Source organism: Ensifer sp. 22460, from assembly GCF_052044935.1.
In the GTDB taxonomy this organism is placed as follows: Bacteria; Pseudomonadota; Alphaproteobacteria; order Rhizobiales; family Rhizobiaceae; genus Ensifer.
Genome location: NZ_JBQENZ010000007.1, coordinates 104,312 through 120,109, shown reverse-complemented (window position 1 = coordinate 120,109; position 15,798 = coordinate 104,312). Strand labels below are relative to the sequence as shown.

Genomic DNA, 15,798 nt, shown 5'->3' with positions numbered 1-15,798 from the left:
CATTTTCCCTTTGATCCCGTGAAAACGAGTGATATAGAGACGCCGCGCTCGGGAAAGCCCTGAACTTTCAGCATGCCCATTGTATCCGCGGTATTCCGCTGGTTGGACTTGCGGAAATACGGTCAGGCGGTGCGATTGTCTGAACGCGGGTATGGTGAAATTGGTAGACACGCCAGATTTAGGTTCTGGTGCCGCAAGGCGTGGGAGTTCAAGTCTCTCTACCCGCACCAGACAGCGATCGCGCCTAAAGTCCGGATTCTGCGAGGATGAAGGGGGCTGGAGTGCCATTTTGCTTGCAAAACGGTTGCAGAACTGCGTAAAGCCACTCCCGGCAAATGGATCGGCTCACGTGCTCGCCAGACCTTTCGAAGGGGAAGAGCACAGTCAACGTGAAATGAAGGTTTGAACATGCAGGTTATCGAAACGCTCGCTCAAGGGCTGAAGCGCGAACTCAAGGTCGTTATCCCGGCCAAGGACATGGAAGCTCGGATGAACGAGCGCCTGGCCGAAGTGAAGGACCGTGTGAAGATCAACGGCTTCCGTCCGGGCAAGGTGCCGGTTGCGCACCTGAAGAAGGTCTATGGCAAGTCGATCATGGCTGACCTCGTCAATGAGATCGTCCGCGAGAAGCCGACCGAGATCCTGTCGGGCCGCGGCGAGAAGTCGGCGACCCAGCCGGAAGTCGCGATGACCGAGGACGAGGCCGAAGCCGACAAGATCCTCAACGCGGAAGCTGACCTCGAGTTCACCGTTGCCTACGAAATCATCCCGGCGATCGAACTCAAGGACGTGAGCGGCATCAAGGTGACCCGCGAAGTCGTCGAGATCGCTGACGAGGAAGTCAACGAGCAGATCCTGAAGATCGCCGAAAGCGCCCGCAGCTACGAATCGAAGAAGGGCAAGGCCGCCAACGGCGACCGCGTCACGATCGATTACCTAGGCAAGGTCGACGGCGTTGCCTTCGACGGCGGCAAGGACGAAGACGCTGAGCTGGTTCTCGGCTCCAACCGCTTCATCCCGGGCTTCGAAGAGCAGCTCGTTGGCCTGAAGGCCGGCGACGAAAAGACCATCACTGTCAACTTCCCGGCTGACTACCCGGCTGCAAACCTCGCCGGCAAGGAAGCGACCTTCGACATCACCGTCAAGGACGTCGCTGCCGCCCAGGACATCGAAATCAACGACGAACTGGCCACCAAGCTCGGCCTCGAATCGGCTGACAAGCTGAAGGAAATCGTCCGCGGCCAGATCGAAAGCCAGTACGGCAACCTGACCCGTCAGAAGGTCAAGCGTCAGATCCTCGACCAGCTCGACGAACTCTACCAGTTCGAAACGCCGGAGCGCCTCGTCGAAGCCGAATTCGAAAACATCTGGCGCCAGATCAACACCGACCTGCAGCAGGCCGGCAAGACCTTCGCTGACGAAGAAACCACCGAAGAAGAAGCCCGCGCCGAATACCGCAAGCTCGCTGAGCGTCGCGTTCGCCTCGGCCTGGTTCTCTCGGAAATCGGCGAAAAGGCCGGCGTCCAGGTCAGCGACGACGAACTGCAGCGTTCGCTGTTCGAACAGCTCCGCCAGTTCCCGGGCCAGGAAAAGCAGATCCTCGACTACTTCAAGAACACCCCCGGTGCTGCTGCTTCGCTGCGCGCTCCGCTGTTCGAAGAAAAGGTCGTCGACCACCTGCTCGGCGAAATCTCGGTAACCGACAAGACGGTTTCCAAGGAAGAGCTGACGGCTGACGACGAAGAGGGCGAAGGCAAGGCTGCCAAGAAGGCTCCGGCCAAGAAGAAGGCCGCTGCCAAGGCTGAAGCAGCCGAAGGCGAAGAAGCTGCCGCTCCGAAGAAGAAGGCTCCGGCCAAGAAGAAGGCCGCTGACGACAGCGCCGAGTAATCGGACCGAAGCCTTAGGAATCGAAAAGCCCTGCCGCTTGCGGCAGGGCTTTTTTCGTTTGAGGGGCGTCGGTGGCGTCGCCGTCTCAGCGGCGTGGCGAAATAGCTTTGCCGATGTCCAGGAGGAGGGCGCGATGGTCGGAGACTTCCGGCTGTTCGACGACATCGAACCGGGCGACATCAACCTCGCCACTCACCAGCATGTAATCGGCAAAGCGGCCGCCCTTTAGATAGTGCGACGTCCGAGTATCCGTGTGGCCACGGGAAGCGACCAGGTCAGTCAGCCCTAGCTCTGCGAGCACCTGAAAGGTCACGCTGTCCGGGAGCACGTTGAAGTCACCGCACACGACAAGCCGCTCATCGCCCGGCCAGACCTGACGGATGAGGTTTACCAGCGCGTCTGCCTGCGCGTGCCGTGCCGGTGTGTCGTTCTTGCCGCCGATCTCCCGTAGGCCATGCATCTGGGCGATGGTGATTGCCGTGCCGGCATCATGGTCGAACAGGCGGATGCAATGGGCATTGCGGGCACGTGGATGTGGCCCCCAGCCCTCGGATGAAAAGCTGCCATGCACGAAGCCGAGCGCCTGACCGATGACGGAATGGGAGCGTCGGACGAAGGTCGCGAGCCCAAATTCCGAGGCCACCGGCCTGTCGCCGTCAAAGAGCGTGCCGCGCGCCGTCGGGCAGAAGCAGCCATCATGCCAAGGAAGTGCTGCCGCGATCTCATCGAAGAGGTTGGCGCGCTGCGGCAGTTCGACATCTGTATCGCGATAGGTGAGCCATTCGGCGTCGGTCGTCGGCGACCGCGCGATCTCCTGCAGACACAGGACATCGGCGTCGACTTCCGCCAGATATCTCATCAATGGGGAATGGAGCTTGCCGCCCCAGGCATTGAGGGAAAGGATGCGCATGGCGTTCATGTCTCTTCATCAGGAGCGGCAAGGCTACCCGATTTGCCGGCATGGTGGCGTGCACGCAATCTTGAACGGCGCTCTGGGCGATAGGTGACAAAGCGCTATTGCTCGTCACCTATCGAATTGGATTCCTTTGACTGCCGTTGTCGTCGTTTGATGCGTGCTCAGCTATGTCGCTAGCGGCTTACGCTTTCGGCAGTTCCTGCTTGATCTCGCCCATGCGGTTCCAGGCGTCGAGGCCGGCAATCTTGTAGGCTTCGGCAAGCGTCGGGTAGTTGAAGGTGTTCTCGACGAAATACTCGACCGTGCCCTTGAGGTTCAACACAGCCTGACCGATGTGGACCAGCTCGGTCGCGCCTTCGCCGATGATGTGCACGCCGAGAAGACGGCGGGTCTTCATCGAGAAGATCATCTTCAGAAGACCGGATTCGAGACCCATGATGTGACCGCGCGAGGTCTCGCGAAAACGGGCAATGCCGCATTCGTAAGGGATGCCGCGTTCCTTCACCTCTTCTTCCGAAAGGCCGCAGGTGGAGATTTCCGGCACCGCGTAGATGCCGTAGGGGAAATACTTCTGCGGTTCCATGGCAATCGCGCCGACAGCAACGCGAGCCGCAATGCGGCCCTGTTCCATAGAGGTCGAGGCAAGGCTCGGGAATCCGACGACGTCGCCGGCGGCATAGATGTTCGGGACCGATGTCTGGAACGTCTCCGGATTGACCTTGAGCCGCCCGCGGCTGTCTGCCTCGAGCCCGGCGGCCGGCAGGTTGAGCGTATCGGTTGCCCCCATGCGTCCGGCGGCGAAAAGCACCATGTCGGTGACGATCTTGCGGCCATTGTCGAGCGTCAGCAGGACCTTACCATCGTCGAGCCGCTCGACCGTCTCGGCCTTCTGTCCGAGATGCAGCTTCATGTTGCGATCGCGCAGCTGGTAGATGAAATCCTCGACGATCTCCTTGTCGATGAAGTCGAGCATCGTTGTCTTCGGGTCGATGACCGTCACGTGCGTGTCGAGCGCGCTGAAGATCGTCGCATATTCGATGCCGACGACGCCGGCGCCGATGACGACGAGCGAACGCGGCAGTTCTGCGATATCGAGCAGTTCGTCACTGTCGAGCACGCTCTTGCCGTCGAAGGGCATGTAGTCCGGACGGAAAGGCTTGGTGCCGACGGCAAGCATGATGCTGGTGCCTGAAACAAGCAGGGTCTCGCCGTCGTCCTTGACGACCTCGAGCGTGGTCGGATCGACGAAGCTTGCCTTGCCGCGCATCTGCTGCACGCGGTTACGGGCAAACTGGTGTTCGAGGACCTCGACCTCGTGATTGAGGGTGATGATCAGCCGTTGCCGGAGATCGTCGGCGCTGATCTCCTGCTTGACGCGATAGGCCCGCCCGTAGAAGCCCCGCTCGCGCCAGCCGGAAAGATTGAGCGCCGTCTCCCGCAGCGTCTTGGAGGGGATGGTGCCCGTGTGCACCGAAACGCCGCCGACGCGCTTTCCCTGTTCGATGACGAGGACCTTCTTGCCGAGCTTGGCGGCCTGGATGGCGCCGCGGCGGCCGGCGGGCCCGCTTCCGACGACGATGAGATCGAACTGAGTCATGGGCATTTCCGTTTGAAGGGAGGAATCGTTGTGCATCGCAAAAACTCTCGCTTGCAAGCGTCTATACCGTCAATGGCACGGTTTAATGAAGTGGTTTTCATAGCCGAAACAGCTGGATGAGAATATAAGGGAACGTGCGTATGCTGGCTTCGTTACGACATGCCGGGCCCATCGGTGTCGTATTTGCCTGGGAGGGGGCGATGGGATTGGAGTTGACGAACAGAGCGGTGCCGCAGTCTGAGGGCGAGAGCGTCATCCCGCAAGCGGAGCATCGGTCGGGTGTCGTTGCGGCGGCGGTCTATGAGAACGGCGTAAGGGTACGCGATATCCGCATTGAAGATGCCGGAAAGTGGCGCTCGCGGCCGGGCGCCGTGGTCTGGATTGGGCTGCATGAGCCTGATGCGGAACTGCTGCGCCAGATACAGCAGGAGTTCGACCTGCACGACCTGGCCATCGAAGACGCCTGCAAGGCGCACCAGCGGCCGAAGCTCGAGATCTATGGCGACTCGATTTTCGTCGTGGCGCGCACCGCCCACATGGTCGGCGACGAAATCGCGTTCGGCGAGACCCATCTCTTCGTCGGACGCGGTTATGTCGTCTCGGTCAGGCACGGCGCATCGACCTCCTACATGGCCGTCCGCCAGCGCTGCGAATCCTCTCCGGCAGCACTCGCCCATGGCGAAAACTATATCCTCTATTCGATCCTCGATTTCATCGTCGACAACTATATGCCGGTCATCGAGGCGATCCATGAGGAGGTCGAGGAACTGGAAGATCGGCTGTTGCGGGAGCGACTGGTCAAGGGTGACATCGAACGACTCTACCTGATGCGCCGCAATCTTCTCAGATTGCGCAATGCCGTGGTGCCGCTCGTCGATGTCTGCCGCCGGCACGAGCACATCGATCTGCCAGGCATGGATGCGGCGCTACAGCCGCTGTTCCGCGACGTGACGGACCACGTGCGCCGGGTGCAGGAGGATATCGATGCGTTGCGCGAGGTGCTTGCCTTTACCTTCGAGGCGAGCCTGATGGTCGGGCAATCCGAACAGACGGAAATTTCGCGCAAGCTGGCGTCCTGGGCCGCGATCCTTGCCGTGCCGACGGCGATAGCCGGTATCTACGGCATGAACTTCGACGATATGCCGGAGTTGAAGTTCCGCTACGGCTATTTCGTCGTGCTGGCGGTGATTATCGGTTTGTGCCTGACGCTCTTTCGCTTCTTCCGTCGCGCGAAGTGGCTGTAGTCCTGTAAACCGGGGCGGACGTCAAAACAGTCGCGGGCATTTTCCGGCTGACATGCCCATCCTTGCCGATAATGATGTGATCGTGCACGGCGATCCCCAGCGGTTTCGCCGTTTCGACGATCAGCTTGGTCATGTCGATATCCGCGCGCGACGCAAACCGAATGACGACTTTGTCGATGGATCAGAGATGAAGATCGACTACATCGAGGCGTACTCATTGGACGCGGATTGGTACATTTAGCGGATAATGGGGATCGGCTGCATCCAGAGTTGCCGGTCCGCACCCACGCAACAGGCCCTTTTTGCCTGAGATCAGCGCTCGCCGTATATCCGTTCAGCCGCCGACCGCGCTTCGCCGATGTAACGAAATCGATCCCGCAGATCTGTGCCAAGCACTGTTACGTAGTAGAATCCACTGTTCGTGTTCGTGTCGTTCTTATGCTTGATGATCGTCGCAACGACATCTCCGCCGACGAAACCGCGTGAAACGCGATTGTGTCCGTGGGCTATTCGATGGCCATGCTTGGATCTTTCTACTTGTAGGATTTCTCGGCCGCCACAATCGTTCGAACTGTATGCGCCAATTCCTCAAGTGTCGCCGTGACCCGATTTATCTGAGACAGTCCATTTCAGGTCCGTATCTGGTGACGAGATACTCCCTGTTATCGGACAACGTCGCCAAGTGCGCAACAGTGCGCTTGCGCAGAACCAGGCCAGCATCCATCGCCCGTCGTCATCGCTCGCCCATATCGTGCTGAAGTCCGCGGATGGTCTCTCGATCTACACCTTTGGCAAGCAGAAAAGCATTCAGATAGAGTTCAAATTGCGTGGAGAGCTAGAAAGCGTCGAGGAATCAAAATCAGGTCAAACTGGGGACGGACGAGATGACGCCGCCCTTAACGCACGTCGAGCGGTCGCGCCGGCCCGACCGCCGCTATTTCGACTTCCAGTCCCATAAAACTGGATGGCAGATCGACGATTGCGCCGGCCTCGACACATCTCGGCGAGGCCAAGTCAGCGCTTTCGAGGCGGTTTCTCGCGGCGGACGTCGCGTGGTATCGCCCACCCCGAACATCAATCTCCAGGGCATCGGCATCGGCTTCAAAATCGTGTCGGGCCGGACAACCTCGGAGCCGGCGCTAAAATTCTGCGTCCGACGCAAGCAACCTAAGTCCGAGATTGGCACGGGCGATCTGCTGCCCGAGCAATCGACGGCATACCGACCGACGTGGAGGAGATCGGCTTTCTGCAGCCGCTCGCAAATCCACGTTCGCGCATGCGACCGGCGCAGCCGGGCTGTTCAACGGGCTTTGCCGACGCCGACCCGCTCAATTCGCTCGCGGGCACTTTCGGCGGGCTCGTGGCAGACAGTCTCGGTCGCTACATCCTGTCAAACAACCATGTGCTCGCGGACCAGAACCGGCAACCGTTTGGAACGGCCGTATTCGAACCGAGTCCATTCGATGCCGGCAATCCAACGAAGGACAAAATCGCCGAACTGGAAGGATTTGTCCCTCTCGACACATTGCAGCCGAACTACGTCGATGGCGCTATTGCTCGTCTGCTTAAGCGGCAACTCGCCATCCCCGATATTTTGGCAATCGGCCCGCCTGTCGGTGCCAAGTCCGCGGCACTGAACACGATCGTCGAGAAATTCGGGCGCACAACCGGCTACACGACCGGCTACGTAGACAGCGCCAGCACGGACCTCAAGGTACGCTACGACATCGGGACGATTCTGTTCCACGATCAGATCGCGATTAAATCGATCGACGCCCTCCCGTTCAGCGAGGAGGGCGATTCCGGGGCGCTCATCCTTGAGCAGACAACGGGCATGGCAATTGGACTGCTATTCGCGGGAACTTCAACCATTTCATTCGCGAACCACATCGCCGACGTGCTCGACTCGTTCGGCGTGGAGCTGGCGACGTCCTGACCTTGCCAGTTGTCCGCATGGCCTGGGCAATGTGCACAAACTGTAACGTGCCAAGGGCTTAAGCCCGTGGGGCCGGCGGGGATGGGGGCTTTTGGTCTTTGCGAACCCGCGATCTGTGGCGATGAAGCGCTCGAGCATAGGCACAATCAGTTTAAGAGGATTGCTGACAGGACGCCCGGTCTCGCGACCGAGCTGTTCCGCACAGTCGACGAGGTCGCGATGCAAGGTTGCAGGCAATTCGACGCTGATCTTCACCGGCTTGTCGTCCGCGACCGGCCCGAGTTTCAGCTTCGCCATCAGGATTCTCCATAGGGTTCGAGTACGAGATCGCGTGTGACGAGCACGCGAACCGGAAAACCGGGCCGGATGGTCAGCGTCGGGACAATGTCGAGCTGGCGCTCAACGATCTTCTGGCCGGTCTTACTGATGCTGTCGGATGCGCCTCGGCGAAGAGCTCGGACGATATCGCTTTCCTCGCTGGAAGAGCCCGCCTCGGCGCCGATGCTCAGCAACGTCGAGAGGGCAGTGGCCCAGAACAGTTGGCCCCAATGATAGTCCACGCGGTCCTCGAGGCCGGCGTAGCCCGCGCTGTCAGCGCCGGGTTGGCGTTCGAGCACGATGGAGCGGCCGTTCGGCATGATCAGTCGGTTCCAGACGATGAGCACACGTCTCTGGCCGTAGCCGACGCCACTATCGTACTGGCCGATGAGCCGCGCGCCCTGCGGGACCAGCAGGATGCGGCCCGTCGGGCTGTCATGGACGTTCTCGGTCACCTGGGCGGTGATCTGGCCGGGAAGGTCGGAGCGGATACCGGTGATGAGCGCGGCCGGGAGGACGGCGCCGGCCTGGAGAATGTTCGGGGAGGCTGGCGTGGCGACACGATCCGGCGCGACCGTCCGCTTGTCAGGGGTGGCGTTCAAAAACGCGAGCCGCCGTTCCTCTGCTGTGGGTGTTGCGGGCTCAGGAGCGATGCCAAGGCTTGCAAGATCGGACAGGGCGGTTGAATTACCGGCCGGCGGCGTGGAGCTATCCGAGTCCACGGCTGCCGGCGTTGTTACGGTACTGGCGAAGAGCCGGCTCGTGCGTGCCGCCTCCATCTCCTCCTGCCGGCGCCGCTCCTCCTCGCTGAGGCCTGGCTCAGGCATGACGACCTCGGGTGCGGGAACCGCCTGCCCGCGTTTCTGCGCGTCGAGAATAGGGCGGCCGAGATCGCCAGGGAGCGGAGGTCCGAGGATCGGACCGGTATAGTCGCGCGGCAAGTTGGAAAGCCCGTCGGCCGTGGTGCGATTTTCGGTCGAGTAGAGCTCCTCGGCAGGCCCGCTCCCATCAGATGTCTGGAGAGCGTAGATCAGCGCGCCGCCGAGACCGAGGCCGGCGATCAAGGAAACACCGGCCAGGAATTTCCGCGACAGACGGGTCACGCGCGGCGCCTTGGGGCGCAGCCGCATGGAGATCACGGGCTCGCCCGTCAGCGGGCGAGCCTCATCAGGTTCCAGACCTTCTTCGTTCCGGGGTTCTTGATCACTCACAACATCCGTCTCCCGTCGGTCCGCAGGATCCGCACTCGCATCTGCGTCCGGCCGGCGCCGAAACGAAGCTCAGCGGCGGCAAAGAGCCGGTCGACGATCATGTGGTGGCCGCGAACCCGATAGTTCACTAGTTCGGAGTCGTTGCCGTCGGGGCCGACGACGAAGAGAGGCGGCATTTCGCCCTGACCGATGCCGCGCGGAAACTCGATGAAGACCTGCCGGCCGTCGTCGAAGGCGCGAAGCGGCCGCCACGGGGCGCGGTTGCCTTCGATCGCGTAGCGAAAGTTGAGGCGCGCCAGATCGACACCCGAGGCGACGGGCTGCGCGGCTTGAGCTTCGATATTCTGGCGACGAAGCGCGATCAACTGGTCCTGGGGATATTGCCATGACACCGATGCCATGTAGGTGCGCTCCCCGGATCGCAGTTCCAGGTGATAGGTCCGGCGGTCGGTATTGATGATCAGGTTCGTCGTGAGATCGGGCCGCGTGGGCTTCGCGAGGATGTGGATCTGCCTGGTCGTGCCTGATCCGCTCTCGGTATCGCCGATAACCCAACGCACCGTGTCGCCGGCGGCGACCGGGCCAGTACCTACTAGTTGCTCTCCAGGTTGAAGCGCGATGTCGGTGATCTGACCAACGGCTGTATAGACCTGATAGAGCGCCCCTTGTGTGAAGGGATAGACCTGCATGGCGTTGATGAAGCCGTTGCGAACCGGCTGCACGCGGGCCGCCGCATTGGCCTGGTGGATCCTGGCCGCCGGGTCGGCGGGTTCGGGCCTCAGCCGGCTGATCTCGATCGGCTTCATCTGTCCCGGCAAGGGCAGGGGCTTCGCAATCTCGACGACCCGAACTGGAGCTGGAGGATTGATGGTCTGCACCGCCGGCGCGGCATCGTCGTAGGAGATCTCCGGAGGCTTCTTCGCTGTCGCGCATCCGGCGAGCGCCGTGGCGGACAGGATCGCGAGGACGACATTTGCGCACAATGCGGCGGCGTTTCCGCCTTTCCGCGAACTGACGCGCGTGAGGAAAGCAGGTTGCGTGGCTTCAGACGGCGGTTTCATTGTCCCAGCTCCTTCGACCAGTTGATCGCGTTGACGTAGATCCCGAGCGGATTGCGCTTAAGCTTCTCGGCATCGCGCGGTGGCTCGACGACGATCGTGAGGATCGCGGTCCAGCGGGAGGCCTCCGCGAGCGACCCGTCCTGATAGCGGCGCTCGCTCCAGGCGACGCGAAAGGAGTCGGGCGAGGCGCGGATGACGGAGGAAACGTCGACGGCGATCTGCTCTCTGCCGACCTTGGTGAACGGGTCGCTGGTGCGTGCATGGTCGTTGAGCGCCAGCGCGCCGCGATCAGTGGTGAATTCGTAGGCGCGCAACCAATTCTGCCGCACGATGATCGCGTCGGCCGAGATACTCCTTACCTCTTCGATGAAGCGCGCGAGATGCCAGGCGATCTGGGGATCGGTCGGGCGAAAATCCGCTTCTGCCGGGGCGATTGCCTGCGCCTGTCCGAGCCGGTCGACCTGAACGACCCAGGGGACGACCGTGCCGCGGGCCGACTGCCAGACGAGGGCTGCCGCAAAGCCGGCCGAGAGGATGAGCGAGCCGAATGCCATGAGCCGCCAGTTTTTCGCCTGGATGCGGGCCGAGCCGATGCGATCGTCCCAGACCTGGGCGGCGCGCTGATAGGGTGTCTCGGGCTCTGGCGTCTTTCCGTAATGCGTGGAGGGTCGTCGGAAGGGATTCATGAGCGGTCGCCTTCGGAGAGATTGACGGAGGAGCCGCCGCCGTGGGCGTCTCCGGAGCGGATTGCGTGGGCAGTTGCCTGAACGCCATGTGACATTTGCTGTGCGCGCTTCATGCGCCTGGCCCAGTCGGGCGGACTGTCGCCATGCAACGGACCGGTGGTTTGCGAGGCATCGCCGGCAGCCCGACGATCGCCGTCACCTCCTGCGGAGGCGGACTGGGCTCCACTGGCGCGGCTTGAGCTCAGCCTTTCGGCGGCGCGAGCGCCGATGCGCTTCAGGGGCGAGACCGCGGCGGCCGCGCCGGATCTGGCCGTGCTGCCGAGCCCGGATGCGACGCCGGTGACACCCGACTTGCTGGCCGCACCGAGGCTGTAGGCGGCGGAGGCTCCACCGGCGAGGGCCGCGCCGCCGCGAGCGGCAGCCGCGGCAGCGCCAAGGAGCGCCGCGCCACCGGAGATGGCGGCGCCGGCAGTCGCCGCTCCGGCCGCGACGACGCCTCCAGCGGCCAGCCCGGTGCCGACTGCGCTTCCCGCTCCGAGTTGCGGACCGCCTGAGACGAGGCCGTTGGCGATACCCGGTCCGAAGATGCCGAGGCCGAGCAGCGACAGCGCCGCAAGCACGATCGCCATGGCCTGATCGATGGTCGGCGTTTGGCCCCCGAAACCTTGAGTGAATTGCGAGAAGAGGGTCGAGCCGACACCGATGATGACGGAGAGGACGAGCACCTTGATACCGCTCGAAATCACGTTGCCGAGCACCCGCTCGGCCATGAAGGCCGACTTTCCGAAGAGACCGAATGGAATGAGCACGAAGCCGGCGAGCGTCGTCAGCTTGAACTCGATGAGTGTGACGAAGAGCTGGACGGCGAGGATGAAGAAGGCGAGTAGCACCAGCACCCAGGCGAACATCATGCAGGCGATCTGGATGAAGTTTTCGAAGAAACTCCAGTAACCCATTAAATCGGAAATGGATTCGAGGAGAGGGCGTCCGGCATCGAGGCCTGTCTGGGCGACCTTGCCCGGCCGGAGCAGATCAGCCGTCGAGAAGCCGGTCCCGGACGCCTTGAGGCCGAGGCCCGCGAAGCTCTCGAACACGATACGGGCGAGATTGTTCCAGTTGGAAATCAGATAGGCGAAGACGCCGATGAACAGGGTTTTCTTCACCAGCCTCGCGATAACGTCATCGTCGGCACCCCAGCTCCAGAAGAGTGCGGCGAGCGTCACGTCGATCACGATCAGCGTCGTGGCGATGAAGGCCACTTCTGCACCGAGGAGGCCGAAGCCGGAATCGATGTATCGGGTGAAGACCTCGAGGAACTGGTCAATGACGCCGGTGCCGCCCATATTCTCACCGGACCTCGTCCGCGTTCGGCCCGGCGAGCGGCGCGGTCACCTTGACGGGCGCCCCGGGCTGCACGGCTTGCGCAGGTGAACTGAGCGAGGTGTCGGGAAAGGCCGGACGCTCTGCGTGTCCGGGCCTGAGAAAGCGCTGCCGGTTCTCAGCCCAGACACGCAGGCACGAGGCATCGCGGGCACCGGCCTCTCCCATGCCGACACAGCGCCTGAGTTCCGATCGAAGGGGATCTGCGGAGGCCGGGCCCCGTCCGCCGACCGCTGCCTCCGGCGGCCCGTCCCCTTTCCGGCTCATCGCGATCGCCGCTCCAAGAAATGCGACGGCCACGAGGGCTACGGCGGCGACCCTGATCAACCGGCTCCCGCCCATGCCCGCCTCCATCACCGGTACATCCGGGCATTGCCCGGCTGGTAGCCGACGCCCGGGGCGAGAAAGCGGCGACGCTGTTCGCGCCCTTGCTCGGCGGCGGCCGCACGCTCGGCGTCGCTGAGCGCCGTGGCCCGTCCGTTGGCTGCAACCACTGCGGTCAGGTCGGCGAGCTGTTGTGCCTGCAGTGCTAGCAACTGGTTTCCGGCCTGGGTGGCTTGCAGGGCGCCGATGGCGCTCTGGCTCTTGCCGACGAGCGCCGACATCTCTCTACGATTGGTGTCGATGTTTCCGATGACGGTCGCCTGCACACGCATCGCATCCTGCAGACCGCCGACCGTGTAATGCCAGCGCGTGCGCGCGTTGGCGACGAGCTGCTGGTCGCTCGTAGAGATCGGGGCCCTGCGATAGGTGGTCTCGAAGGCACGGTCGATCTGGCGGACGTCGAAGGCGATGTTCTGCGCCTGGGCGAGGAGCCGTTGGGTGCGTTGAACCGACTGCTGCAGCTCCTGAAGGGACGAGTGTGGCAGGCTCGCAAGATTGCGGGCCTGATTGAGCAATATCTGAGCTTCGTTCTGTAAAGAGTTGATCTGGTTGTTGATCTGGTGGAGCGCTCGCGCTGCCGAGAGCAGGTTCTGCGCATAGTTCTTCGGGTCGAAGACGATGAGCGCCTGCGCCGACGCCGTGAGCAGAGAAATCACTGGCGATGCGGCAAGCAGGGCTGCGGCAACGCGAAGCGCCCGAAAATGCGGACGGTAACGGTTGGTCATGATTGTACCTCGAGGGCTTCAGGGATGAGATTGGTGAGGTCGGGTATGAGGTCGGCGGCCCAGGTGGCGCCGCGGTGGCGCAGCCACGCGGCGAGGAAACCCTCCCGGCCGTGCTCGGCGACAATCTTGTCGATGGCGGCCTGGTCGGTCTTTGACGATGCGGCGCACAGCGCGAGCGCGACGTCCGAGAGGCCGAGTTCGAAGAGGCGATTGCCGCGCCGCGACTGGCAGTAATAATCGCGTTTGGGCGTAGCCCGCGCGAGGATTTCGATCTGCCTGTCATTGAGGCCGAAGCGGTGATAGATCGCCGCGATCTGCGGCTCGATCGCGCGTTCGTTGGGAAGGAGGAGACGCGTCTGGCAGCTTTCGATGATCGCCGGCGCGATCGCGGAACCGTCGATGTCGCTGAGCGACTGGGTGGCGAAGACGACGGACGCGTTCTTTTTGCGCAGCGTCTTCAACCATTCGCGCAGCTGTCCGGCGAAGCCTTGATCGTCGAGGGCGAGCCAGCCCTCGTCGATGATCATGAGAGTGGGGCTGCCGTCCAGCCGGTCCTCGATGCGGTGGAAAAGATACTGGAGCACGGCGGAGGCCGCACCGGTGCCGATCAGTCCCTCGGTCTCGAAGGCTTGGACGGAGGCCGTGCCCAGATTCTCGCTTTCCGCATCGAGAAGGCGGGCATAGGGACCGCCGACGCAATAGGGGCGCAGCCCCTGCTTGAGATCGTTCGATTGCAGAAGGACGGTGAGGCCGGTCAGGGTGCGCTCGATGGTTGGCGCGGAAGCGAGCGAGGTGAGCGCCGTCCAGATGTGCTCCTTCTCGTCCGGCGAGATTGCGACGCCCTCCCGGTGCAGGTTGGTGACGATCCAGTCCGCCGCCCAGGCGCGTTCTGCGACGTCGTCGATACGGGCGAGTGGCTGCAGCGAGACAGAACTCTCGGTCAACTCGCCGCCGAGGTCGTGCCAGTCGCCGCCGATCGCGAGAGCCGCGGCGCGGATCGAACCGCCGAAGTCAAAGGCAAAGATCCGGGAGCGCTCATAGCGGCGGAACTGCAGCGCCATCACCGCCAGCAGAACGGACTTGCCGGCGCCGGTAGGTCCGACCACGAGCGTGTGACCGACATCGCCGACATGGATGGAGAACCGAAACGGGGTCGAGCCTTCGGCCTTGCCGAGCAGCAAGGGGGGCGCTTGGAAGTGCTCGTCCCGTTCCGACCCTGCCCACACGGCGGAGAGCGGCACCATGTGGGCGAGGTTCAAGGTGGAGATCGGTGGCTGCCGCACATTGGCATAGGCGTGCCCCGGCAGGCCGCCGAGCCAGGCGTCGACGGCATTGATGGTCTCCGTCATGGCCGTGAAGTCCCGGCCTTGCACCACTTTGTCGACGAGGCGCAGCTTCTCGTCGGCGGCGCGCGGATCGGCATCCCAAACCACGACGCTCGCCGTCACATAGGCCTGTCCGGCATGGTCGGCGCCGAGCTCCTGCAGCGCGAGGTCCGCGTCCGCGGCCTTGTTCGCGGCATCGCTATCCACGAGCACGGACGTTTCGTTGGTGATAACCTCCTTGAGGATCGCGGCGATCGACTTGCGCTTGGCGAACCATTGCCGGCGGATCCTCGTCAGCAATCTCGTCGCATCGGTCTTGTCGAGCATGACCGCGCGCGTCGACCAGCGATAGGGAAAGGCAAGGCGATTGAGGTCGTCGAGAATGCCGGGCGTCGTCGCGGTCGGGAAGCCGACGATGGTCAGCACCCTGAGATGCGCGTCGCCGAGGCGCGGCTCGAGACCGCCCGTGAGCGGCTGGTCAGCAAGTAGGGCATCTAGATAGATCGGGGTGTCGGGGACGCGCACCCGGTGACGCCTGGTCGAGACGGTCGAGTGGAGATAGGTGAGCGTCCCGGCGTCGTCGAGCCAGGCGCATTCTGGCATGAAGCCCTCGACGAGTTGCAGTACACGGGTCGTGCGGTCGATGAAGCCGTGCAGGATCTCGCGTGGATTCACGCCGGTCTCGGCCTTTCCCTCGTAGAGCCAGTTTTCGGCGCGGGCAGCCTCGTCTGCGGGCGGCAGGTAGAGGAAGGTCAAAAAATAGCTCGACTCGAAATGCGCGCCGGCTTCCTCGAAGTCCGCCTTCCGCTCGGCGTCGACAAGAGCCGAAGCGGGGTCGGGGAAACGGCTTGCCGGATAGGCGGCGGCGGGATGGCGCTGCGCTTCCACAAAGATCGCCCATCCGGAACCAAGACGGCGGAAGGCGTTGTTGAGGCGCCCGGCGACGGCGACGAGTTCGGCCGGCACGGCCGAGTCAAGATCGGGACCACGGAAGCGTGCTGTGCGCTGGAACGAGCCGTCCTTGTTGAGGACGATGCCTTCGCCGACGAGAGCTGCCCAGGGCAGAAAGTCGGCGAGGCGGGTGCTTTTGTTGCGATATTCAGCGAGGTTCATCATGGGCGCGCTCCC

Annotated in this window: 12 protein-coding genes, 1 tRNA gene and 2 pseudogenes; 4 read left to right on the top strand and 11 right to left on the bottom strand. The window is 62.9% G+C overall.

The annotated features are described in order from the left end of the window. Positions 1-145 precede the first annotated feature (145 nt). Both ACTJKM_RS10940 and tig read left to right on the top strand, forming a co-directional pair. Positions 146-230, top strand: a tRNA-Leu gene (locus ACTJKM_RS10940). A 178-nt stretch (positions 231-408) separates the two neighbouring features. After that, a complete protein-coding gene (gene tig / locus ACTJKM_RS10935) occupies positions 409-1,887 on the top strand; it encodes a trigger factor (protein WP_057255849.1) in 1,479 nt (492 codons plus the stop codon). Between the two features lie 85 nt (positions 1,888-1,972). On the opposite strand, the gene ACTJKM_RS10930 is transcribed toward tig, so the two are convergent. Both ACTJKM_RS10930 and sthA read right to left on the bottom strand, forming a co-directional pair. Next, a complete protein-coding gene (locus ACTJKM_RS10930) occupies positions 1,973-2,797 on the bottom strand; it encodes an endonuclease/exonuclease/phosphatase family protein (RefSeq protein ID WP_440660333.1) in 825 nt (274 codons plus the stop codon). Positions 2,798-2,984: 187 nt separating this feature from the next. Then, positions 2,985-4,400, bottom strand: a complete 1,416-nt coding sequence (gene sthA / locus ACTJKM_RS10925) for a Si-specific NAD(P)(+) transhydrogenase (RefSeq protein ID WP_057255851.1) — start codon at positions 4,398-4,400, stop codon at positions 2,985-2,987. 200 nt (positions 4,401-4,600) lie between these two features. Here sthA and ACTJKM_RS10920 point away from each other — a divergent pair, with 200 nt between their 5' ends. Continuing rightward, entirely contained in the window at positions 4,601-5,644 is a 1,044-nt protein-coding gene (locus tag ACTJKM_RS10920; RefSeq protein WP_058326612.1) for a magnesium and cobalt transport protein CorA, read from the top strand. Positions 5,645-5,684: 40 nt separating this feature from the next. Here ACTJKM_RS10920 and ACTJKM_RS10915 read toward each other — a convergent pair. Further along, positions 5,685-5,795, bottom strand: a pseudogene (locus ACTJKM_RS10915) (JAB domain-containing protein); the annotation flags it as partial. A gap of 1,077 nt (positions 5,796-6,872) precedes the next feature. Between ACTJKM_RS10915 and ACTJKM_RS10910 the strand changes: the two are divergent. Then, positions 6,873-7,580 (top strand): hypothetical protein, encoded by a 708-nt coding sequence (locus ACTJKM_RS10910; RefSeq protein WP_058326610.1) that lies wholly within the window; start codon positions 6,873-6,875, stop codon positions 7,578-7,580. 90 nt (positions 7,581-7,670) lie between these two features. Here ACTJKM_RS10910 and ACTJKM_RS10905 read toward each other — a convergent pair. From ACTJKM_RS10905 to trbE, 8 genes and pseudogenes are all read right to left on the bottom strand, one after another. Next, positions 7,671-7,877 (bottom strand): annotated as a pseudogene (locus ACTJKM_RS10905) (DUF2274 domain-containing protein); the annotation flags it as partial. Next, complete coding sequence (locus ACTJKM_RS10900; RefSeq protein WP_440660331.1) at positions 7,877-9,109, bottom strand: TrbI/VirB10 family protein; 1,233 nt, start codon at positions 9,107-9,109, stop codon at positions 7,877-7,879. The pseudogene ACTJKM_RS10905 and the gene ACTJKM_RS10900, both read right to left, overlap by 1 nt. Beyond that, positions 9,106-10,170: a P-type conjugative transfer protein TrbG gene (gene trbG, locus ACTJKM_RS10895; RefSeq protein WP_082663457.1), complete on the bottom strand. Its 1,065-nt coding sequence runs from the start codon at positions 10,168-10,170 to the stop codon at positions 9,106-9,108. Before trbG ends, ACTJKM_RS10900 begins: the two co-directional genes overlap by 4 nt. Then, positions 10,167-10,856, bottom strand: a complete 690-nt coding sequence (trbF, locus tag ACTJKM_RS10890; protein WP_058326608.1) for a conjugal transfer protein TrbF — start codon at positions 10,854-10,856, stop codon at positions 10,167-10,169. The genes trbG and trbF overlap by 4 nt, the downstream gene beginning before the upstream one ends. Then, positions 10,853-12,199: a P-type conjugative transfer protein TrbL gene (gene trbL, locus ACTJKM_RS10885; protein ID WP_112995891.1), complete on the bottom strand. Its 1,347-nt coding sequence runs from the start codon at positions 12,197-12,199 to the stop codon at positions 10,853-10,855. Before trbL ends, trbF begins: the two co-directional genes overlap by 4 nt. A 4-nt stretch (positions 12,200-12,203) precedes the next feature. Beyond that, positions 12,204-12,578: a putative entry exclusion protein TrbK-alt gene (gene trbK-alt, locus ACTJKM_RS10880; protein ID WP_058326666.1), complete on the bottom strand. Its 375-nt coding sequence runs from the start codon at positions 12,576-12,578 to the stop codon at positions 12,204-12,206. An 11-nt stretch (positions 12,579-12,589) separates the two neighbouring features. Then, entirely contained in the window at positions 12,590-13,345 is a 756-nt protein-coding gene (gene trbJ / locus ACTJKM_RS10875; protein WP_058326607.1) for a P-type conjugative transfer protein TrbJ, read from the bottom strand. Further along, positions 13,342-15,786 carry a conjugal transfer protein TrbE gene (gene trbE, locus ACTJKM_RS10870; protein ID WP_058326606.1) on the bottom strand — a complete coding sequence of 815 codons (2,445 nt, stop codon included), beginning with the start codon at positions 15,784-15,786 and terminating at the stop codon, positions 13,342-13,344. Before trbE ends, trbJ begins: the two co-directional genes overlap by 4 nt. Between the last annotated feature and the right edge of the window lie 12 nt (positions 15,787-15,798).